This is a genomic window from Micromonospora sp. NPDC005237 (genome assembly GCF_040607775.1).
GTDB lineage: Bacteria > Actinomycetota > Actinomycetes > Mycobacteriales > Micromonosporaceae > Micromonospora.
Genome location: NZ_JBEXHJ010000014.1, coordinates 40,185 through 61,536, shown reverse-complemented (window position 1 = coordinate 61,536; position 21,352 = coordinate 40,185). Strand labels below are relative to the sequence as shown.

General features: G+C 70.2%; 19 protein-coding genes and 1 pseudogene. 13 read left to right on the top strand and 7 right to left on the bottom strand.

The genetic code is table 11. The annotated features are described in order from the left end of the window. Positions 1-59: 59 nt before the first annotated feature. The 4 genes from ABZT87_RS29465 (at position 60) to ABZT87_RS29450 (ending at position 8,543) form a co-directional block, all read left to right on the top strand. On the top strand, positions 60-1,463 hold the full coding sequence (locus tag ABZT87_RS29465) for a hypothetical protein (protein WP_355139567.1): 1,404 nt from the start codon (positions 60-62) through the stop codon (positions 1,461-1,463). Further along, on the top strand, positions 1,460-4,099 hold the full coding sequence (locus ABZT87_RS29460; RefSeq protein ID WP_355139565.1) for a hypothetical protein: 2,640 nt from the start codon (positions 1,460-1,462) through the stop codon (positions 4,097-4,099). The genes ABZT87_RS29465 and ABZT87_RS29460 overlap by 4 nt, the downstream gene beginning before the upstream one ends. A 145-nt stretch (positions 4,100-4,244) precedes the next feature. Then, on the top strand, positions 4,245-4,916 hold the full coding sequence (locus ABZT87_RS29455; RefSeq protein ID WP_355139563.1) for a hypothetical protein: 672 nt from the start codon (positions 4,245-4,247) through the stop codon (positions 4,914-4,916). Between the two features lie 33 nt (positions 4,917-4,949). After that, positions 4,950-8,543: an AAA family ATPase gene (locus ABZT87_RS29450; protein ID WP_355139561.1), complete on the top strand. Its 3,594-nt coding sequence runs from the start codon at positions 4,950-4,952 to the stop codon at positions 8,541-8,543. On the opposite strand, the gene ABZT87_RS29445 is transcribed toward ABZT87_RS29450, so the two are convergent. Continuing rightward, positions 8,449-9,102, bottom strand: a complete 654-nt coding sequence (locus ABZT87_RS29445; protein ID WP_355139559.1) for a DNA-binding response regulator — start codon at positions 9,100-9,102, stop codon at positions 8,449-8,451. The genes ABZT87_RS29450 and ABZT87_RS29445 overlap by 95 nt on opposite strands. Positions 9,103-9,291: 189 nt before the next feature. Between ABZT87_RS29445 and ABZT87_RS29440 the strand changes: the two genes are divergently transcribed. Beyond that, complete coding sequence (locus ABZT87_RS29440; protein ID WP_355139557.1) at positions 9,292-9,555, top strand: hypothetical protein; 264 nt, start codon at positions 9,292-9,294, stop codon at positions 9,553-9,555. Between the two features lie 1,856 nt (positions 9,556-11,411). Here the strand turns inward: ABZT87_RS29440 and ABZT87_RS29435 are convergent. Continuing rightward, a complete protein-coding gene (locus tag ABZT87_RS29435) occupies positions 11,412-12,131 on the bottom strand; it encodes an IS6 family transposase (protein ID WP_355139555.1) in 720 nt (239 codons plus the stop codon). Between ABZT87_RS29435 and ABZT87_RS29430 the strand changes: the two genes are divergently transcribed. Further along, positions 12,019-13,953, top strand: coding sequence for a hypothetical protein (locus tag ABZT87_RS29430; RefSeq protein WP_355139619.1), 1,935 nt, complete (start codon positions 12,019-12,021; stop codon positions 13,951-13,953). The two genes, ABZT87_RS29435 and ABZT87_RS29430, sit on opposite strands and share 113 nt — an antisense overlap. 5 nt (positions 13,954-13,958) lie before the next feature. Here the strand turns inward: ABZT87_RS29430 and ABZT87_RS29425 are convergent, their stop codons facing one another. The 3 genes and pseudogenes from ABZT87_RS29425 to ABZT87_RS29415 form a co-directional block, all read right to left on the bottom strand. Further along, on the bottom strand, positions 13,959-14,150 hold the full coding sequence (locus ABZT87_RS29425) for a hypothetical protein (protein WP_355068795.1): 192 nt from the start codon (positions 14,148-14,150) through the stop codon (positions 13,959-13,961). A gap of 232 nt (positions 14,151-14,382) precedes the next feature. Next, the gene (locus ABZT87_RS29420; RefSeq protein ID WP_355068797.1) at positions 14,383-14,943 is read right to left on the bottom strand and encodes a bacterial transcriptional activator domain-containing protein; all 561 of its coding nucleotides are present in this window, start codon (positions 14,941-14,943) and stop codon (positions 14,383-14,385) included. 50 nt (positions 14,944-14,993) lie between these two features. Next, positions 14,994-15,212 (bottom strand): annotated as a pseudogene (locus ABZT87_RS29415) (winged helix-turn-helix domain-containing protein); the annotation flags it as partial. 299 nt (positions 15,213-15,511) lie between these two features. Between ABZT87_RS29415 and ABZT87_RS29410 the strand changes: the two are divergent. Continuing rightward, positions 15,512-16,177, top strand: coding sequence for a hypothetical protein (locus ABZT87_RS29410; RefSeq protein WP_355068798.1), 666 nt, complete (start codon positions 15,512-15,514; stop codon positions 16,175-16,177). 332 nt (positions 16,178-16,509) lie between these two features. Here the strand turns inward: ABZT87_RS29410 and ABZT87_RS29405 are convergent, their stop codons facing one another. Beyond that, positions 16,510-16,893: a hypothetical protein gene (locus tag ABZT87_RS29405; RefSeq protein ID WP_355068800.1), complete on the bottom strand. Its 384-nt coding sequence runs from the start codon at positions 16,891-16,893 to the stop codon at positions 16,510-16,512. Beyond that, positions 16,890-17,075 carry a hypothetical protein gene (locus ABZT87_RS29400; RefSeq protein ID WP_355068801.1) on the bottom strand — a complete coding sequence of 62 codons (186 nt, stop codon included), beginning with the start codon at positions 17,073-17,075 and terminating at the stop codon, positions 16,890-16,892. The genes ABZT87_RS29405 and ABZT87_RS29400 overlap by 4 nt, the downstream gene beginning before the upstream one ends. Before the next feature lie 25 nt (positions 17,076-17,100). Here ABZT87_RS29400 and ABZT87_RS29395 point away from each other — a divergent pair, with 25 nt between their 5' ends. The 6 genes from ABZT87_RS29395 to ABZT87_RS29370 all read left to right on the top strand — a co-directional run bounded on the left by ABZT87_RS29395 (position 17,101) and on the right by ABZT87_RS29370 (position 20,997). Further along, on the top strand, positions 17,101-17,298 hold the full coding sequence (locus ABZT87_RS29395; RefSeq protein WP_355068803.1) for a hypothetical protein: 198 nt from the start codon (positions 17,101-17,103) through the stop codon (positions 17,296-17,298). Between the two features lie 268 nt (positions 17,299-17,566). Next, positions 17,567-18,439, top strand: coding sequence for a TraM recognition domain-containing protein (locus ABZT87_RS29390; protein ID WP_355139553.1), 873 nt, complete (start codon positions 17,567-17,569; stop codon positions 18,437-18,439). Continuing rightward, the gene (locus ABZT87_RS29385; RefSeq protein ID WP_355068807.1) at positions 18,436-18,927 is read left to right on the top strand and encodes a DUF4913 domain-containing protein; all 492 of its coding nucleotides are present in this window, start codon (positions 18,436-18,438) and stop codon (positions 18,925-18,927) included. The genes ABZT87_RS29390 and ABZT87_RS29385 overlap by 4 nt, the downstream gene beginning before the upstream one ends. Before the next feature lie 60 nt (positions 18,928-18,987). Continuing rightward, complete coding sequence (locus ABZT87_RS29380; RefSeq protein ID WP_355068809.1) at positions 18,988-19,716, top strand: histidine phosphatase family protein; 729 nt, start codon at positions 18,988-18,990, stop codon at positions 19,714-19,716. Further along, complete coding sequence (locus ABZT87_RS29375; RefSeq protein ID WP_355139551.1) at positions 19,697-19,996, top strand: hypothetical protein; 300 nt, start codon at positions 19,697-19,699, stop codon at positions 19,994-19,996. Before ABZT87_RS29380 ends, ABZT87_RS29375 begins: the two co-directional genes overlap by 20 nt. Before the next feature lie 17 nt (positions 19,997-20,013). Beyond that, positions 20,014-20,997, top strand: a complete 984-nt coding sequence (locus ABZT87_RS29370) for a zeta toxin family protein (protein ID WP_355139549.1) — start codon at positions 20,014-20,016, stop codon at positions 20,995-20,997. Positions 20,998-21,352 lie beyond the last annotated feature (355 nt).

The window sequence follows — 21,352 nt, the reverse complement described above, 5'->3', positions numbered from 1 at the left end:
AGGGCCCGGCCTGGGGCGAGCCAGGTCTGACGGCGCGTGCCGGCCGATACCCGTTGGCCGTGGAGGCACCGGTCATGGCGGCTGTCGGCATCCTCGTCCCCGGCGTCTCCACGCTGAGCCACTACGCCCGCTACTACGCCCTCTACTGGGCGCTGGCCGCCCACGCGGAGGCCACCGGCCTGGACGAACAGCGGTGCCGGCGGCTAATCCGGCGGACCGAGGTGGCGCTCGCGGTGATCTCCCGGGCCGCAGGCACGGACGGTCCGGATCCGGCGCCGGCACACGGCGTGGACGCCCTGGTCCGGCTCGCCCCGGAGCCGGGCCGCGAGTTCAGCGTCGCCGACCGTGAGGGCCAACGGTCCTACTCGCCCCGGGCCTGGGGTTTCTGGTCCCAGTACGGCGGGTCGAGCATCAAGTTGGGCACCGTGACGGTGGATCGAGGCGCCCTGCGCAGCGGCCGGCACCCCTGCCCGCCGTCGATCGTCGACATGTTCGCCCCGCTGTTCGAGATCGCCGAACGCGACGCCGGGGTGCAGGAGCCGGCGGCGCTGGCCGGCCGGCCCGAGGACCTCAGCGCGCTGACCGCGCTGATGACCGCGACCGTCGCCGGCCGGCACGACCCGGACGACTGGACCGGCGACGACCAGACCCGCCGGGCGACCCTGCGGATCCTCGCCCGCGCCTACCAGCTGCACCCGGCCGCGCCGACCTGGGTGGGAGCGTTCCGGACGGCCGTCGCATACGGGGCGGCGGCGCGTGAGGACTCGGTGCTCGCTGCTGACGACCGGACCCAGGCGTGGCGGGGTGTCCTGCTGCGCCACCACTCCGTGGGTGCGTGGCGTCACCTCTGGGCCACCCTGGTCGGCGAGGTGCACCGCAACGGGCCGGTCACCCGGGAGCACCTGCGCGACTGGTTCGCCGACCAGCTCCCCGCCGGCACGGTCGCCGGCTTGGAGGCGGGGCTGCCCGGCCTCGTGGACGGCCGCGGTGATCCGCTCCCCGCAGAACTGGCCCTGCGAGAGGACGAGACGCTCACCGCCAAGGTGGCGCTGCTGCTGCTCGGCGCACGGCGGGCGGACCTGCTCACCGGGACCGCCCGGCGCTACTTCCTCGGTCGTCGGCGGGCCTACCTGGACCCGTCGTGGGTGGCGCAGCGCCGCACCGAGTACGTCGACCGGCCGCTGCGCGACCTGGGTCGCCAGCTGGTCGACGACATGCTCGCCCAGTCCCGGCGGGTGGCGCTGCGCAAGGCGATCGTCCACCGTGACGGCACGATGTCGATGCCCAGCCGGTTACACGAACGCGGTGGAGCGTACGTGGCGGCCACCCGGGAGAGCCGGGACAACATCGGGCTGCGGATCAACCAGCTCGCCGGGCTCGCCGTCCAGCTGGGGTTGCTAACCCCGGAGGTGCACCAGCCCGTTACCCCGCTCGGACTGGCCCTGCTGGACGTGGCACGGTGACCGACGAGGTGCAGTGGTCGTTCCGGTCGCCGCTCAGCCTGCTCGAACGGTGGCGGGACCGGTTCGACGGCGCCCGGCTGCGGGACTTCATGGTCACCGGGTACACCCTCGACCTGGGGTTCCTGGAGCGGTTCGCGGTGCCCACCGCCCGGGCGCTCGGCGCGCGGATAACCGTGCTGGCCGACGCCGGGCAGGCGGTGCACGACCCGGTGGACGTGCGGCGCGCGGGTCGGGCGTACCAGCACGGCCACGCGGTCTGCCGGCGCGCGTTCCATCCGAAGCTGGCCGTCCTGCTCGGCGACGACGACGTCTGGGTGGCAGTCGGCTCCGGCAACCCGACGGCCTCGGGTTGGGGCCACAACCGTGAGGTGTGGCTCACCGCCCGCAGCGGCCTCGGCCGTGGCCCACGGCTGCTGCACGATGTGGCGGACTGGTTGGTGGACCTGCCCACGGTGGTGGCCGTACCGAGCTGGATCGCCCTGACCCTCCGGGAAGTCGCCGGGCGGATGCGCCCGGTGGAGGTCGATGAGGGCTGGTCGCAGGTCCGGGTGGTCGGCAACCTGCGCGGTTCGCTGCTCGGTCGCCTGCCCACCGATGCGGTGGCGGAGCTGCGCCTCGCCGCGCCGTTCTACGACCCGCAGGCTGCGGCCGTGCGCGCGCTCGTCGACCGGATGAAACCCCACGCGGTACGCGTCGCGGTGCAGCCCGCCTTCGGCCGATTCGAGGGCGGCGCACTGCTGCGGGCGACTGAGCCGGCCGTAGAGCGCGAGTTCCGGGTGCTGGCGGCCGGCCCGGCGCTGCACGGCAAGGTGGTCGAGTGGACGACGCCCGCCGGGGTGACCCACGGCCTGACCGGGAGCGCCAACATCACCGCCTCGGCGCTGCTGCGCAGCACCGAGCACGGCGGCAACTGTGAGCTGGCCGTGCTGGCACCCCACCCAGTGTCACTCCTTCCCGAGGGTGAGGAGCCGAATGAGGCGGCGATGGCCCAGCTACGGGCGGGCCGGAGCACGAGCCTGGCAGGGAGCCCGGCACCGGTCCTCCTGGGCTGCGCCGTCGTCGGCGGGACGCTGCTGGTGGAGCTGGCCGCCCCGGTCACCGGACGGGTGGTGGTGGAAACCTCGCCCTCCGGTGAGCCCGGCACCTGGCAGGCTATGGGCGTCATTCCGGTCGGCCAGGCCACGGCCCTCTTCGTGCTGACGGAGGTGACCGGTGGCGCGGTGCGCACGGTCGTCACCGTCGGCGGCGTACGGGTGGAGTCGGCGGCCGTCTTCGTCACCGATCCGGCCCGGTGCCGCCCGGTACGGGACGCGGACGACGCGCCGCGCCTCGGCCGGGGAGCGCCCTACGAGGCGATCGAGGTGTTCACCGATCCGGCGCTCGCCGCGCGGTTTACCGCCGACCTGGAACGGCTGACCGCGCTCGTGCCGCCCCGGCCCCGCATCGCGCCGGCCCTCTCGGACCGGCAGGGGTTCGACGTTCGCACCGACAGCGACCGCTGGCGGGACTACCTGGAGGACTCCGACCGCGTGCTGGGGCCGAATCTGTCCCGCCTCGTCTTCCCGCGCCGCCCACCGACGGTGGGCGACCGTCGGTCGAGCTTCGTCGTCGACGACGTACGCGAGGACGAGCCGACCGAGGAGGACGCCGATATAGTCCCCGACGCGCCGACGGGCGACGACCCGGCGGCGGACGGCAACCTCGTCGACCAGCGGACCGCGAGCGAGCGGGCCCGCTACCGGGATTTCGCCACCCGGTGGGCGGAGGCGGTCAGCACGCCGACGGTGGACAGCGACCGTGGGTCGCTGCCACCGATGCACCTGCGGATGCTCGCCGCGTCGATGTACCTCACGCTGCTCGCCGAAGGCATGTGGCGCGACGACGACTGGCGTACCGATCTGCGGTGGCTGGCGTGGGCGCTGGTGCCCGACGACAACGCGCTGGACGAGCTGCCGGCCGAAGCCTTCGCGCACCTGTACGCGTGGCTCGCCCTTGTGGTGGCGACCCTGCGGGAGGGCGCGCGACTGCACGGCAGCCAGGACGCGGACGCGCTGGTGACCGCGGCCTGGCGGGACGCCGTCGAGTGGGTGGCCGAGACCGACCTCGCGCTGGCCGAGGCTCTGCTGCTGCCGGCGGGGCATCTGTTCGCCGTGGTGGCGAGTGCGTCCGCGCTGCGGGAGACCGTCGAGCTAGCGCGCGGCGCCAAGGATGACCCGTACGCCGAGGCCCGGTCTGCGTTCGCCGATGCCGGGCTGGCCGTACGCCTCGAGGAGGGTGTCTGGCGAGTCGACGGTGTCACCGGCAACCCTCAGCGGGCCGCCGCCGACGTGGTGACCACGGTGCGGCGGGTTAGCGGTCGAGCGGCGGTGGCGGTGGCCTGCGCCGGAAGCCGTGCGGTGCTGGTCGCCTGCGACGACCGGATCATGCTGCTGGTCGACTCGCGCACGGCGATGTGGTCGGTGTACGAGTTGTCTTCCGTGCGTACGCCGCTCTCCCTCGTCGCCGGTGCGGTGGGCGGGCCCCCCTCCGGGGCCCGCACCCGTCGTCCGCTGCGCACCCCACCTCCGCAGGTCAGCGAGCTGAGCCAGCTGCTCGGTGTGGACCTCGCCGCCACGGCCGCCGCCCTGAAATCCTGAGGTCACCGGCACGGCGGCCCCTGCCGTGCCCGGTCGAACTGCCACGTGCGCGGCGTAGCAACAAACTCCGGCTAAGCTCAGCACTATCGATCGCTTCGAAGGCTCCTTGCCCCGCCGCCTCACGTTGGCGCTCGCGTCAGGCGCGTTGATCGCCATGGCCGCCGCAGCGATATTGATCATCTGGCACGAATCCGCCGCCAGAGTGGTCGGCGCCGATGGCTACAAGACATTGCTCCAGTTCCTCTTGGTGGTCGTGCTAGGTGGCGGCGTCTCGTTGCTTTACCAGGCTTTCAACCGTCAGGCCGAACAACGGGCCGAGCAACTCAAGCTGGCCGAGGATCGCGCGACCGCCATCCGCGAAACCCGCCAGCGCTACCTGGCCGAACTGGTGGTGCTGTACAACGCGGTCAAACGCGCACGCCGCTTGCTGCGCGCCCGAGCCCAGATCCACACCACAGCGGGAGACGGAAAACTGCGAGTCGTCACGTACGACGAGCAACTCCAACTCCTACTCGACGCGCAGCTGAGCCTCGAACTCATGATCCGCAATGTGAACGCTGAGGGCGAAGTCTTCCATGGCGCACCTGAGCTCGTCCGTTCCTTGAAGTCCACCGAGGACTACTTACGAGAGCTGGTCACCGAGTACGAAACCGTGATGCCGCGCGTCCCGTCCGGCACAACCGAGATCCCCACCCCGCCAAAGCTCGCCGACTTCATCGGCCCGTACGAGCACTCCGAGTTCCGCCCCGATTTCATCCGCCCGGTCCAGGCCGCCATGGCCGCCGTCGAAAGCTTGATCACCGCCCCACAACCCTGATCCCCCCGCCCCTTCGGACATCAGGAGGATGCGATGGAGCGCGACCATGGGCTCGAGCAGATCCTCGACCAGCTCGATTCGGAACCAGCGAAGGCCGCGCTCAGGTCGTGGGCGCAGGACACCGGCGTCCGTCTGACCCCGGTCAACTGGTCGGCCTCGGGTTTCACGTCGGCCCGGGTGTTCGGCGTGTACGCACAGGGGAGGACGGGATCCAGCAAAGGAACCATCATCAAGGTGGACACTGCGCCGGAGCGGGCTCTCACTGAACTCGAAGCGAATCAGCTGGCGGAGTGGCACGTTAAGCCGCTCAGGCTCGACCATCTGGTGCGCTACAACTTTCCCGTCAAGCCTCTGATGGGAGGCGGATGGATCACCTTCCAGCAGGTCGCGGGGGGCGGCTTCGACCACACCATCGGATTCGACAAGATCTTCGAAAAGCACAATGATCCAGCGGCGACCTGCAAGGCCATCATCCGGTCGCTGCTCCTCGACTGGAATGCCAACACGGTGACGAATGGTCCGATGACCGCCGGGCGGGTCCTGAAGGAGCTGCTGGGAGACCGGATCGAGCCGGGTGGGATCCTGCACACCTGGGCGGACAATTATGCCGGCCTCGTCTCCGCTCCGAAGACCTGGCTGCGTCACCCGGACGGGGACCTCGTCAATCCCTTCGCATTGGCCACCCACAGCGCGCTCGGTGACCTCGTCAATCTGTATCCCTTCCGCGGGCATACCCATGGTGACTTGCATCCGGGAAACCTGCTGGTGGCCACGGAGGCTAGCGATCCGCCTCACTACTGGCTGATCGACCTCTCGCGATACCGCCCGCGCGGGCTCCTGGCGTGGGATCCGTGCTATCTGATGTGCACCACCATCGCGATGCGCCTGCGCGAGCAGAAGGCATTGAACCAGGCCGCGCTGAGGGACGCGCTGCTGCATCCGCAGACCGATTATGGAAAGCTCTCCTCGAAGCTCGACCGGGAGATGCGCCAGTTGATCTCCGGCATCTACGGCGCCGAACACGAATACGCGGACGAAAACGGTCTGCTGGGCGACTGGCCGAAACAACGGCTCGTCTGTCTCACAGCGATCGGGCTGATCCTCTCCGGTCGGTCACTGCTCACACCGGCCGACCGCCAGTGGTTTTTCTGGCTCGCCGCGCATGCCGCCACCAAACTCCTCCCCCGTGACGAGATCGAGGACACCGACCGGCTGCAACTTCCCCTGGAGTTCATCCTGCCGGGAGCCGACGCCAACGCATCGCGCTCCCGTCCCCGACGAACGACGGGCGGCAGTGCGGTCCCGGCCTTCCACGAACCGGCACGGGTGGCGTTGCGCAAGCGGCTGGTCGACGGGCCGTACGGCGTGGTCGTTGTGGTCGGGCCGCGCGGGGTCGGCAAGTCGACGCTGGTCAGCAGGGTACTGAGCGGTCTGGACGGCAGCCAGGTCCAGGTGTTCCGCACACCAGCCGTCGACGGGGCCCTACTGGACACGAAGACCCTCATCGAGTGCATCGAGGGTGGTACCGCCCCGGGGGCCGAACTGCGGCCGGGTGAGTCTTCGTCAGCCCGATTGGAGGCGGCGCTGGACGCGATCGGAGACAAGACGATCGTCATCGTCGTCGAGGATGCGCAGCACCTGCTGGGGCCGGGCGCCGTACTCACCGACGGCGCCTTGGACGAGGCCTTCGAGTCGCTGAGCGCGCGACCAGAGCACCGTGTCTCGGTCGTGCTGGTCACCAGCGTCGTGCCGACCTCCCCGTCAGACGGCACGTGGGCCGTGACTGAACCACCGATCGCTATCGCGCGCCTGAACTACGACCACTTTGTGGGTTTGCTGCGGGAGCGCCCCGGTGGCTCCTCGCGCGTGCGGCGCCTCGACGACGAAGGGCTCGGCCAGCTCTACCGGGTACTACAGGGCAACCCACGCCTCACCAACCTGTTCCACGCGGTCTGCGTGCTGTCCCTTCACCGCGTCCGGCTGCGCGCGCTGGTCGACGAGTTGTCCGGCCTCGCACCGAGGGAGGTGCCCGGAACCCTGCTCAGTCTGCTGCTCAACGACCTTGAGCCACCGGCTCGCCGGGTACTGGAGGCGCTGGCGGCCTTTCGGATCCCGGTCGCCGAGGAGCACGTTCTGGCTCTGTTCGACGATGCGGCCGACGAGGAGACTCTCCACGCGCTGGAGAGACTGACCGACAGCATGCTCGTGCGGCGGGACGGCGACCGGTACGAGCTCACGGACGCCGACGCGGACGCGATTCTCCAGCGTATGGACGGAGGTGCTCGGGACCTGTCGTCCGACGTGGCGGCCCGTCTCAAGGAGATGCGCAACCGGAATCCACGATCCGTGGCTGATCTTGCAGTTCACTTCGCCGAGCTGCGGGCGCTGATCGAGGCGGGCGAGTTCGAGTCGGCGTACGAGCTGCTGGAGAACACCCACGACCGGCTTCGCGAGGGAAACAACACCTTCCTGCTGCTCGACACCCGCGACACGCTGCGCGGTCGTCTCGGCCACCCGTACCTCGAGATGGCCAACGAGAGTGCAATCGGCGGCATCCACCGTTCGCGCGGACGCTTCGCCGAGGCGCGGGCCGCCTATCAGCGTGCACTCGCCCACGCCGAACAGGACCGGCACGAGGTGGCGAAGCTCAGGATCGGGGCCAACTTGGCCGCGATGTCCTGGCTCGACAACGATGCCGAGGAGGCCTTCGCGCGCTATCGGACGGTGCTCGACGGCGCCGAGCAGCTCGGCGATCCGGTCCTCCGGATGGGAGGGCTCGAGGGCCTGGCCGACTGTTACCGGCGCTGGGGACGGTTCCCGGAAGCCATCCATCACGTCGAGACGGCATACCGCCTGCCCTCGGAGGACGGTTACCCCGACACGCCGACCGCCCGCCGGGCTGCGGCCCGCAGGGTCACCCTCGCCCTGAAGCTCTCCCGCTGGCATGCCGAGCTCGCCCAACTGCCCGACGCCCGCCGGTGGATCGAGGAGGCGCAGCGCTGGGCGAACGACAGCGCCGGCCGTTGGCATCGGGCGGCGCTCGCCGACGGCGAGGCTGACCTGTTGTTCTGGGAAGGCGACAAGACGGCTTCACACGCCCGTGCTGCCGAGGCGGTCGAGCTGGCCCAGCAGCTGCACGACCCGGCCATCCTGACCCGAGCTCGAACGACCCTCTGTCTCGTGCACCTGGAGAACGGCGAACTGGGCGTCGCTGCACAGGAGATCCTCTCGGTCAGACGCTACCGGCGCCCGGGCCACTCGCTGGTCGTGCTCGCGCTCGAGGCAGTGGTCGCCCGGCGCCAGCGCCGCCCCGCCATCGCCAGCATGCGGTTTCGGCAGTTGGCCGCCGAGTCCGGCGACCGCTACCGGCACGATCCCCGCGACTTCGCGGCCGGTGACTTCCGAGCACTCGCGATGTGCGATGACGTTCTCGACCGCGACGTTCCGGTCGACGACGCCGTGCAGGCCTTCCGGGAGTCACGGTCCGGGGCACCGGAGAGCGAGGGCCTACGCAGACTCCTGCGGTTCCTGGTCAGCCGTATCGACCTCCGCGGCCGCCCCCGGGGTCCATTGCAGCCGGTGCTGGACGAGCTCTCGGCAACCAACCCCGATCACGAGCCCGCATGATGGCCTCAAGGCGGCTGCGTACACCGATCTCCTTGTACAGAGCCTGCAACAGGCGAAACATCGCGCGCTCGGAGTACCCGGCCCGCTGGGCGAGCTGCGCCACGGTGACTCCCTCGGCAAGCTGACGCAGCCACTCCAACCGTTCCGCCGGGGGAAGCGAGTGTTCCTCGCCGGAGGCCAGCGCCACCGCCACCCCGGCGGGCAGGACCGCCTGACCGTCGAGCGTGGCCTCGATCGTGCGTCGCAACGTCTCGTTGGTGACACAGCGCGGTATCACCGAGCGGGCACCGGCACGCACCGCCCGAACGCCGAGGACCACGACGTCGTCCTCGACCACAGCGATCACCGAATGGGGTGACATTTCCTCCCCCAGCCGGAACAGCAGATCCCAGTCGCCGTGCCCGATCAACGTCAACAGCACGACCGCGCCCGGAGACCGGCGGACCCATGCCAGCGGGTCTTCAGGCGTCTCGACGATGTGACCGATCGCGGACAGGGTCGCGGCCACTCCCTGCTTATACATCGGCAGGGGGTCGAGGACCGCGACATGGACGGTCACCGGTGATGGACATCCCTTCTCGGCCGCGCGGGCTACAGCGTAGGCACTTGTGCTCGCCCACCGGTCCGTCGACTCACCAGCAGGTCAGGTTTCTGCCACTTCCTGGCACGACCACGGCAGATATCGGTCGGTATTCGGCATGCGCCGATGTCCTTACGCTTGGTGCACCTACGCCTTCGAGGAGTTGCCGTGGTCTATGACGACGACCCCAGCGATCCACCTCACCAGGATTTCGACGTCAGCGGTTTGCCGCTGCCCACACCTGTACCGCCGCCCTCACCCGAGCTGTACGACCTGATCGCCGAGGTCATAAAGGAGTACTGGGATGAGGGCTTGGCCCGCAAACTGACCGAATCTCAGCGGAGGCAGAGGGTCCGACAGGTTCAGCCCCTGTCCGAACTCACCAAGGGAATGGTCCTCTGGGTCCAGAAAACTCTGCACCCAGGCGGATGACTAACCGGCTGCTCAGCCGCCGTTGATCGACAGTGCGATGCCGGCGATCATGGCGGCGGCGTCGCTCAGGCGGCACGCAATCGGGGCGGCGATCTCCCCTCCTTGGATTAGCGGACCAGCGGCGTCTGGGACCCGGGGAGCAGACCGACGGTTCCGGCCGCGCTGGTCACGATGCGGAAAGCCGAGACGATGCGTAGACCGCGCACCAGCAGCTTCTACTGGACCTAATCCGGCAAGCGGCCGGAACTCCAGCGCCGGACAACGACTAACGCGACCGGCGACCTTGCCTGTTCGGGCTCGGCAGAGCCCCTGCCAATGCTCGTGAAAGGTACTGACCGATTGGATCGAACGCGCTGAGGAAGCCGAGGAGACGGGCGCTAGTCTAGGTCCATCTTGGACATGGCAAGCGGATCATGGGCCAAAGCCTCCAAGCGTGGGGACACAAGACAACCACAGCGAGCCCCGCCCCAGTGCACTGATCATTTGTATGCTGTTGCCGGCTAGCTCGCAAGCAGCTCAGTTGAACGCCCCGGGTTCCGCGGAGAGTTTCCGCGGGTAGCTCAGAGGGTTTGGGCCATGCCGCGCAGGCCGGCGAGGTGCTCCGACCTGAGACTCCTGTTTCACTCCACATGCACGTATCGGCTACCGTGACCGCGGGGGTTTTTCTGCCAGGCCAGCCCTCGTGGGGATCGGGGAGATTTGAACCCAGGAGAACCTCAGGTTGAGCCTCGTTCAGGGCTTGTCATTGCTTGTCAAAACCCCTTGTTACCGTCCGTAGCTATCTCGATCTTGTCATTGACTGTCAGAAATAAGAGCTGAGCTGCACAGACACGGTCAGAGACCGATCGCCTCTTGTCACTGATTGTCAACCGCAGATGGGGGTTTTCGGGGGGTAAACGGGGGCAGACCGACAGGGCGTCGCCAGGGTCCGACCGCGCCCGCGCCCAACCATCGGGGCCTCCCGTCACCAAGAGAACGACGTGCCCCCATCCGTCGGGATCCGCCTACCGCAGGCATGGGGGTACGTGTCGGTGGCCCGAGTTGAACCCCAACTACATGATCAGGATGACCGCTGAACTGCGGCTGTGTTGACTATTGAATTGACGTGCGTTCTGCGTTCGGTTCGGTGGCCACTGGAAGCCGAGCTGTTGTGCGGCTTCCTGGCTACCGGCGACGCCCCCTTCTTGGAGGCAGCGAGGGTCGGCGCGCCGACCGAGACCTCAAGCTCGCTTGCTTCGCCGTGTTCCGCTTCGGTGCGGCAAAAGCATGAGTATGACGGCTACCTCGACGCAGTCGGAGGCGCAGCGACCTGGACCTCACCGACCCGGCGTACGGGACGGCGGTGATCCTGCGAGGACCCTGAGGCGACCGCTCAGCCCTGGGGCACCTCCACCTCGAGGGGGACGGTCACCGTCGTCCAGTCGTACGCGCCGTCTTCGGCGGACGCCACCAGGTCACGATGCTGCACGGCGCGCCCGACCCGGTCGAGAAACCCGCGGATGGCCAGCGGCCCGCGGTCGACCCCGCGCGGTGCGCCGAGCGCTGGCAGCTCAAAGGGTTTGGCTGAACTGCTCCTCCGCCACCACCAGCTTGAGCCAGTCCCGCACTCGGGCACCCGGCTCGGGTACCGACCCGGGTGGCAGGGCTGCCAGGACTCGGCGTCCCCGCAAGGCCGCCGTCCGCCCACCGGGAGCGACGAAGTCCCCCGGAAGGAGCTCGGCGTGCACCCGGAACCGCTCGGTTAGATCCAAAAGGACGCAGTACAGCTTCCGGTCACCGTGGTTGCGCAGGCGGACGAAGAGGCGCCGTTGCGTAATCGGATCGGCGGACGTGTTGAACCCGGGTCGGGTCCGCGGTCAAATCGCCTGGGCGAGTTCGGTGAACGCAGCGGCGACCCGCAGAGTGGGCGGGGCGTCGACGGCGAGTTCGTAGTGGCCGCGTCGTAGGTTCTGCATGAATGCGTGCCCGGCGATGATCACCTGCGCTGTCTTGTCCGTCCGTAGCCCGCGCATCGATCCCAACCGGTGTTTGAGCCGACTGTGATCAGCTTCGATCGGATTGTTCGCGTACCGTTCGACGTGGTGCCACGCGGACGGGATCAGCTCGTCGAGCACGCCGGGGTAGACCGCCGCGGCGTCGGTGACGACCTCGCCGGGTGTCACCTTCAACGTCGACAGCGCTCGTCGGAAGAACCGCCGGGCCGCGCCGGAGTCTCGGCGGGCCGAGACCAGCACGTCGATGACCTGCCCGTACTGGTCGACCGCCCGGTACACGTACCGCCACACTCCGTTGACCTTGACGTACGTTTCGTCGACGAACCACCTGTCGCCTGGTGAGTGCCGGCAGAAGTGGGCGGCGTCGGCCAGCAGCGGCGTGAACCGCTGCACCCACCGGTAGACCGTGACGTGATCGACCTCGACCCCACGTTCGGCCAGCAGTTCCTCAACATCGCGATAGGACAGGTTGAACCGCAGATACCAGCGGACCGCGACCACGATCACCTCCGGCGGGAACCGGAAGCCGGCGAACGCGGACGTCGGAGGCGGCCATGGGTCAGGTCGGGTCGACGACTTCACTGCTCAAGTCTGCCTCGATCTTGGCGACTGCTCAACGCAACGGAGCCACCTGGACTGCCCGTGGCGCCCGGCCGACGTCACCCAGCGCGAGGGACGCATCCTGCGCCAGGGCAACCAGAACCCCGAGGTCAGCATCTACCGCTACGTCGTCGCCGGCAGCTTCGACGCCTTCTCCTGGCAGACCGTAGCCCGCAAGGGCACCTTCATCGACCAGATCATGCGCGGCACCTCCGCCCACGAGATCGAGGACGTCAGCGACGAAACCCTGCAAGCGCACCAGATCAAGGCCATCGCCACCGGCAACCCGCTGCTGATGGACCGCGAGCAGGTCGCCCAGGACCTCACCCGCCTCGAACGCGCCGACCGGACCCACCACAACACCCAGGCGGCGCTACGCCGGCCGGTCGGCGAGCTGAAGGCGTGGATCACCAAAGACACCCGCCGCGTCGAGGTGCTCGACGACGTCATCGCCCGACGCCAGGACACCCGCGGCGAGAAGTTCGCCATGACCGTCGCCGGGCACCGGTTCACCAAACGCGCCGAGGCCGGCCGAGCCCTGCAACACGCCCTGACCGCCACCGCGCAGGGCGTCGCCTCCACCGACCGACGCGAAGCCGCCGGCGTCGCCCAGCTCGGCGGCTTCGGCGTCGACGCGGTGTTCTGGTCCGGCCGCGACGGCATGCTCGCCGCCCTGCGATTCGACGGAATACCCGACTCCTCCACCACCATCGGCCTCACCTCCGCCGTGGAGGGCGACCCCACCGGCCTCGTCCGCCGCCTGGAGAACCAGCTCACCGACCTGGACAGCACCCGGACCACCGTCCAGGCCCGCATCGCCGGCCAGCACGAAGAGATCGCCCGGGCCACCGAGCAGCTCGACCAGCCGTTCCCCCGCCGCGACGAGCTACTCGACACCCGCCGCCGGCTCCGCGCGATCAACGCGGTCATCGACCTGATGGCCGACACCACCCCACCACCCTCGGCCGCCCCGCCCGCCGTACCCGTCACGGTCGACAACTGGATGCCGACGGAACTGCGCGACAGCCTGACCCCCGACGAACAGGCGTGGCTGGACCGGCGCGTGCAGCACGTCGCCGGCCGCGGCACCGTCCAGGACGCGGCCCGCACCACCGACCTGGACGCCTTCTCCGCCCCGTTCGACAAGGCACTCACCCACGCCCTCGCGGACCCCGGTAACACGGAGATGGCCGTCGCGGTGATGCTCAAGTGCGACGACCCGGCCTGGCGCCAGGCCCTCTACAGCGCCGCCGGGCAAGCCGTGCACCAGGCAGTCCGGGCCACACCGCCGCCGGCGTCGGCTGCGGGCTCGGCGACGCAGCGCGGCAGCGAAGCGGACCAGTCCAAGGCAGTCACCCCGCTGGCGCCGGCCGCCATCATCGCGGCCACGACGCCGGCGGATCGGGCGCTGCTCGACGCCTGCACTCAGCAGGCCCTGCGCGTCGACGCCGTCCAGGCCGCCGCGCGCGCAGATGACCAGACCGCCTTCAGCACGACGTTCGCCGCCGCGATGACCACCGCCATCGCGCAGCTCGACGACCCCGCCCACGTGGTCCGCCTCGCCGACCTCCACGGCGATCAGGCGTTCCGCGAGGGCCTGACCAACCTGGTCTGGGACAAGCTCACGCCGATCCCGGCAGCGGAGCGCCAAGCTGTCCCCTCTGCCACGGTCGACGCGGCCTCGGTCGCCGCCAAGGCGTTCCTTCCCACACCTCGCGCGTCGACAGGCGCCTCGGCCGCTGCGCCCATCTCGCCCGCCCCGGCCACCGCCCACCGGGCCGCCGATAACGACCACGTCCGCTGAGGGGTTCACCGCCCCACGATGGTGTGGAACATCATCAGCGCACCCCCGGCAGCACCGCCGCCCCAGAGCACAGCCGATGGGACAGAATGGTCGGTCAGGTACGACAGCCCGCCGGCGAGCACGCCGACGACGAGTGCGAGGAGCAGCACGACGGCGGCACGGACGGTCAGCAGTGGGCCGGGGGGCGACGGTGTCACGAAGACCTCCGATTCAGGTGGTGAATGACGCCCGGCTGTAGGTCCACATCGGGGGGACACCCCACGCGCACGACCGGTTTGAGCTGCGGAAAAGGTTCACAGAAAAGTTTGAGAAGTCCGTGGGGTGGCCGCCACGGACGCACCTACAAGGGGTCGTCTTCATCGTCGGTCGCGACTGGGCGGGAGCTTGCGAGTGCGCAGGCGCGAGCGGCGATGAAGCCGACCCCATGCGTCACCGGAGCTGCGCCGGCGCCGGCCGGACCGGGTCGGTCCTAGGGACCGGACCCGCGGGCTCCGGCGCCGCGACGGGCTCCGGCGCCGCGACGGGCTCGGGCGGTACGACCGCGGGGCCGACCTCGCCGCGCAGGATCGCCTGGTGCAGCCGGCGCAGCTCCGCCCCGGGGTCGGCGCCCAGCGCCTCGGCCAGCCGGTCGCGCAGCCGGGCGTAGTGCTCCAGCGCCTGCGCGCCCCGGCCTGCGGCGGCCAGGGCGTGCAGCAGCGCCGCGGCGACCGGCTCGTCCAGCGGCTGCTCGTCGGCGAGCCGGGTCAACGCGTCCAGCGTGGCGGCCGGGTCACCCTGGCGCAGCAGCGCCCGCGCCCACAGCACGGTCGCGTCGGTGTGCTGGCGCCGCCACTCCTGCCGTACCCGGGCCGCCCAGTCGCCGGGCAGGCCCGCCAGCGGTTCACCTCGCCACAGCTGCAGGGCGCGGTGCAGCAGCTCCGCCCGGCGCGGGTCGTCGTCGGCCAGCTCGCAGGCGCGCTGCCGCAGCACCCGGAACCGCTGCCCGTCCACGGTCTCCGGCGGCAGGTCCAGCAGGTAGCCGCCGGAGCGCCGGCGGCGGTCAGCACCCGGCGCAGCCGGGCCAGGTAGACGTGCAGGTTGTGCCGGACCCGGTTCGGTGGCGCGTCGTCCCAGACGCGGTCGATGAGGGACTCGGCCCGGACCGGCCGGCCGACGTCGACGGCCAGCGCGGCGAGGACCGCGCGCTGCCGGGCCGCGCCGGCCTCGACGAGCCGGCCGCCGGCCCAGACCTCGACCGGCCCGAGGATCCGTATCTCCATCTGCCGCCGTCCGCCCCGTCGCCGGTCGCCCCAACCCCTCGGCACCGGCGGATTGAGGTTCCGGCAGGAATCCGTCGACCTTCCGCGCAGATCATCGTTGGCACAGCGACACCTCTCAATGTGATGTCGGCAACTCGACTCGCGGCCGGACCGGCCGCGACGCGACCGGAAGGTGCACGGACATGCGTAGGAACCTAAAGAGGCTGGTCCCCGCGGTGGTGGGGGGCGGAAGCGCGCCGGCGGCGCCCCCCCGCATCGAGCCCAGTGGCCCATTCGCCCCAGCCTTCGAGGGAGATCATGTGAGACCCCACCGTCTATCGCGAGCGGTAGCCGCACTGGCTGCTGCGGCCACGGTTCTCGTCTACGCGATTGCGGGCGCGGCTCCGGCAGCGAGCGCCGCACCCGCACCCTCAGCCCCACAGGTCGACCTAGCCGCTCTTGCGGCTGCCACTCCAGTCCCGGCCTCACAAGCCTTTGCGCAGCTCGAGGCCCGCAAGGCTGCTGCGAAGGCCGCCGGCCTGGCCGCATCGTGGGTCTGTGAGTCAGTTACCTTCAAGTCGGGCAATTTCTACGTGTCGGCCGAGTTCGGCTGGACTGGCAGCGGCGCTGGCATGCTACGGGCAAGATCCCAGACCGTGGGGCCTTGGGAAACATTTGGGATGTGCTGGGACGGCGCCTACTACGTGATCACCCCGCTCTACGAACCGAGCGGGAGAGAGCTGTACGTCGCCACGGAAAAGGATTACAAGTCCAACGACTACGGCATGCTGCGAGCCCGGAGTGAAGCCATCGGAACCTGGGAGCAGTACACAATCACCTGGTACGGGTCCGGGCCCGACTACATCTCGATCAAGGCGCGCGCGAACGACCGGTACGTCGCCGCGGAGCGCCAATGGACCGGCGACCGTTTCGGCATGCTACGCGCCCGGTCGACCTCGGTTGGCCCCTGGGAGCAGTTCAAGTGACCGGATAGAAATCCCTGCCGCAGTAAGGTCGCCCGCAGCCGAGGTCGTTGACGTTCAGTCAACGAACTCGGCTGCGCGCACGCGGCCGGTCAGTCCGATAGGGCGGCTGGGGGCTCCGCCGTGCCGCGGCCGCCGACGTCCGTGGGCGCTGTCCGCGGCGTCCGCGGCTGGCGGCAGCGAGCGGTTTCGGCCCGCACCGCGTTCAACTCCGTCATCCGCTACATGCCGTCGGTCACAGATTTTCCGTGATCACCCAATCGCTACCCCGTGAGGCAAGCGCAGAGCGAAGCGCCCGCACCCTGGGCAGGCGCGGGCGCGTCGTCGTCTCCGGGTCAGAACACGATGATCGGGCCACCGCCGGCGAGCCCGGCGTACAGGCCCGGCTGCCCGGTCAGCACGTACCCGCCGCTGTCGACCGCGGCGAGCAGCGCACTCGCGGCGTCGAGCCGGCCGACCGTGTCGTAGACAACGGCCAGGGCCCGCCAACTGAGCGGGTCGACGGTGAGCACCTCGACGGCCGGGTGGTTAACCAGCAGATCGAGCCGGTCCGCGTCGGCCGCCCCACGGGACGCTTCCGCGAGGCACATCACCGGCACGCCGACGACGCAGTCCTCGTCGGCGACTTCGGCGATCACCTCGCCCACATGGATCGACTCGCGGCAGAACGCGAGGACGGCGGAGGCGTCGAGGACGATACGGACGGGGCGTTCGTTCACGCGGCGCGGGCGGGCAGGCCGAGCTGCGCGCGCAGCTCGGCGTCCAGCTCCGGCGTCCACCGCCGCTTGGCCTCGCTGAGCCGCTCCCGGGCGCGGGCCTTGCCCTCCGGGGTGACGACGATGCCGGCAGCGGCGAGGACGTCCTCGCTGCGCGCGCCGGTGTCGGGGCTGCTGTTGGCCATGCCCGCAGGATACCCCCTGTTCAGGGTGGCAGTCACCAGCAACGCTACCGGCGGGCTGGTGCTACTGGTGCTGGCGGGGCAGATGTGGCGGCCTCGGCACGGCCTCTACCGGCTCGGAGCCTCGGCGATCATGCCCGCAGAAGGGGACCGCGGCGGTGCCGGCGGCACCTCGGTCGGCCGGCCCACCGACGCGGCGTCGGTAACAGCGGCCGCGGTCGACTGAGGGAATGCCTGGGCCGCGAGCTTCGCCCCGCTCACATCGCGACCACCGGGCCCGGCAGATGTCTGGCAGGCCTCGGGGCGGTCGCCGCGAGCGCCCTCCTCCCTGCCGCCGCCCGTCTCCCGCCATTCACCGTCAAGGGTGACGCCGGGGCGGTCCCCGTCGTCACGGACCTTGCCGTCGGCCTGCGCCGCTGGCCGCCGCCTGCTCCGGCCGGAACATCCTCGCCGCGTACCGGTGGGCGGTCAGCCCCCGTGACGACGAACCGGCGATGCTGCTGCGCGAGCACGGCTTCGCGCTGCCCGCCGACGCGGTCTCCGGCGTGGTCAACATGCCCGACAAGACCCGGGGCGGCATCTACGCCGGCGCCCAGAAGATGCTCATGTGCCTCACCGAGCCCGCCGTCACCGCCTGGGTGACACCACCGACCCGTGGCGGGGTCCGCGAGTTCGACCCGACCGCGTTCGTGGTCAGCACCGACGTGCTGTACCTGCTCTCCCAGGGCGGCCCCGGCTCCCCCGCCCCGCTCGTCGCCGCCCTCACCGACGCCGTCCTGCGCGCCGGCGAGCTGCGCGCCCGCGCCTCAGCCGGCCGACGCCTGGACCCGCCCCTGCTGAGCATCCTCGACGAAGCCGCGAACATCTGCCGCCTGCGGCAACTGCCCAACCTCTACTCCTACTACGGCTCCCACGGCCTGCCGATCATCACCATCCTCCAGTCCTACCCCCAGGGCGTCGACGTGTGGGGACGCGAGGGCATGCGCAAACTCTGGTCCGCCGCCAACGTCCGCACCTACGGCGGCGGCGTCGCCGACCCCGATTGGCTCGAAGAGCTGTCCAAGCTCATCGGCGAACACGACGTCACCACCCGGTCGACCAGCAGCAGCGGATCCGGATGGGGCCAACGGTCGGTCTCGCACGCCACCCGCCGCCAACGCATCCTCGACGTATCCGACCTACACGCCCTCCCTCGCGGCCGGATGGTCGTCTACGCCTCGGGCGCTCCGCCCGCGCTCGCCCGCACCGCCCCCTGGCAGGACGGTCCCTACGCGGCGGCGATCCGCGCCTCGATCGCCCGCTGGGACCCCACCGGCCGCACCGACTGGACCCTCACCCCCGACGTCCCACCGGAGCCCCTCGTATGACCACCCCCGCCACCGACCCGGCCGCCGAAGCCGTAGCCGACCTCAGTGCGCTGCTCGGCCAGCTCGCCGGCGACTCGGCACCGCCCGCTCCCGAGCCGCCCGTCAACGAGCAGGCCGCTGCGGAGCCGGTGTACCGCAACGTGGAGGCGTTCGTCGGGGACTACCTCGCCCACGTCGTCGAGCGGCGCCTCGCCTCCGGGCCGGACTCCGGGCTGAACTGGTGCCCCCGCTGGTGGGCGCACCCCGAGGCGATCTCCCGCTTGTATGCGCTGTGGCGAGCCTGGGAGACGCTGCGGGTCAGCGACCCGCAGACCGGCATGAGCATCTGGTGGCGCGACCACCTCGACCCACACCTGGCCGCGCTGACCGCCGAGTACGGACCGTTCAACCGGTGCGGCCCGAACAAGCACACCGAACCCCGCCCCCTGCCCGTCGAGCTGGCTCCACCAGAAGTCCTCGCTCAACTCCCCGACGCCGACAGCACCTGATTCCATGGCATCGCCGGCGCCGGGCCAACCCGACTGGCCCTCACCACGGACAATGGAGACATGGACACCGTCGCCGAGCTGACCCTCATCCGGCACGGACAGAGCCTGGCAAACGTGGCCTTCGCCGACGCGCACGCCCGAGGGCTGGCCGACCACGGCCTAACCGGTCGAGACGCCGACATCGAGCTGTCGTCGCTGGGATGGAAGCAGGCCGCCAGCCTCGGTCACTGGCTCGCCGCTCTACCTGTTCACCGCCAGCCCCAGGTCGTGGTCTGCTCCCCCTACGTCCGTGCTTCGCAGACCTGGTCACAAGCGGCAGAAACCGCAGCGCAGGCGGGTGTCGACTACCCCACCGCTGTCGTCGATCACCGCCTTTGCGACCGGCTCATGGGCGACCTGGAGCTACTGACGCCCGCCATGATCGCTCAACGGTTCCCCGCGGAGGCAGCCCGGCTCGCGGCCGAAGGCGAGTTCTCCTATCAGCCTCCCGGTGGTGAGTCGTTCGCCGACATCGCTCGACGCCTGGCGGCCGTGCTGGCAGAGCTGAACACCAAGCACGCGGGCCGGCGCGTCCTGCTCGTGGCCCACGACGCCGTGGTCGTGGTCATGCGCCACCTCATCGAAGGCCTCACCTTCGAGGAGATCGCCGCCATCGTTGCGACGACTCCCGTGGCGAACACGTCGATCACCCGGTACGACGGCACCGCCGGCGGTCTCACGCTGGTGGAGTTCGCCGCGACCCCGCACCTCGAGTCAGGGAAGGACGAGCATGCCTTCGTCGGCAAGTGACGAGTCGGTACTGGGGCGCCTCACCCCATCACCGCTGACCCCGGAGCAGCTACACGATCACCAGATCACCCGCGATCTGATCGCCCAGGTCCTCGCGGCCCAGTCCGCTCGCCGCTACGAGCTGGAGCAGACCGGCGGTGACCAGGGCGTCCTGGAGCAGGTCATCACGTCCCAGAGCCGTCTCGCGCAGGCACTGCGGGATCTCGATCCCGCCGACATCGACGAAGTCGCCCGGCTTCGTGAGGAGTGTGTCGCGGTTCTGCGTGAGGCACCCCGTTGACCGAGTTCCCTGACGGCGTGCTGTCCGAGGACGCCAACGAGCGGATCTTCCGCGAGCAGATCGTTCCGATGTTCCTCACCGGCGCCCCGTCCCAGCAGCGGCCAGTGGTCGTCATCGTGGGAGGGCAGACCGGCGCGGGCAAGACGGCGGTCACCGCGATGGTGAAGCAAGCACTGGGCGCGGGCAGCGGCTTCATCAACATCAACATGGACTTCTACAACCCGATGCACCCGAGCTTCCACCGGTGGCAGACCGAGGACGAGACCACGGCCAGCGCCAAGGTTCGACCGGACGGGGAACGCTGGTGGAACAAGGCCCAGCAGTACTCGATCGACAACCGCTGCCATGTCGTCCTCGAGTCAGCCATGCGCTACCCCAGTGAGTTCGAGGACATCGCCCGCCGGTTCCACGACGCCGGGTACCGCGTCGAGGTTGCGATCGTCGCGGTACCTGAAGCCCTCAGCCGCCTTGGCATCCTCCACCGGTACTGGAGCGAGGTCCAGGAGGTCGGCCGCGGCCGACTGATCGACACCGCCGTCCACGACGAGTGCTACCGCGGCGTCATCCGCGGCGCCCACGCCGTCGACACCCAGGACCTGGCGCACGTCGCGTTCGCGTTCCGGCGCAACGGCGAGGTCGTCTACGCCAACACCACCACCGCCACCAGCACCTGGCAGCGCCCACCTGCACTCGCGGCCGCCGTGACCGCGGAACACGAGCGCCCCTGGACAGCCACCGAGCGTGCCTGGTACCTCAGCAACTCCCTGCAGCTACGCCGGGTCATCGATCCGGGCTGGCACAGGGTGCTCGACGCCATCGACGCTGCAGCGGCGCCGCTGCTGACCAGCTCGCCTGCCGATCGTGCCCGGGTGGCAGCCCTGGCACTGCGTGGCAGCACTCGCGATGCGATCCAGCGCCCGGCGGACTTGCCGAGCACCCCGAGGACGAGCCCAGCCATTGACCGGCCAGCGCTCCCTCACCAGCCCGGCACTGCCCGGTGACACCACGTCCGCCACGGCCTACGCGACGGGCTGCGCTCAGGCGACGTCTTCGTGCCCGGCTCGCGCCGGTACCGATCCGGCATCGTTCCTACTCACGCCGCAGCAGTGGGTGCCGCAGAAGGTGGAGTTCTGCCACCTGGTCGGCAAGCCCGACGAGGCCGACGCGTTCCGTTAGCAACCCGTCCAGCGACAATTGGCCCTTGTAGGCCGTTAACGCACTCCAGCACCATGTCCGGGCCACTCTCGACCATGGAGGAGGATCATGACGGATGATGTCCGCCCGATCCGGGCGGCGGGGAAAGCGGCGGGCGGCGCCGCAGGCCCACCCCGGCGGGCACGGCCCGTCCGCCTCAGC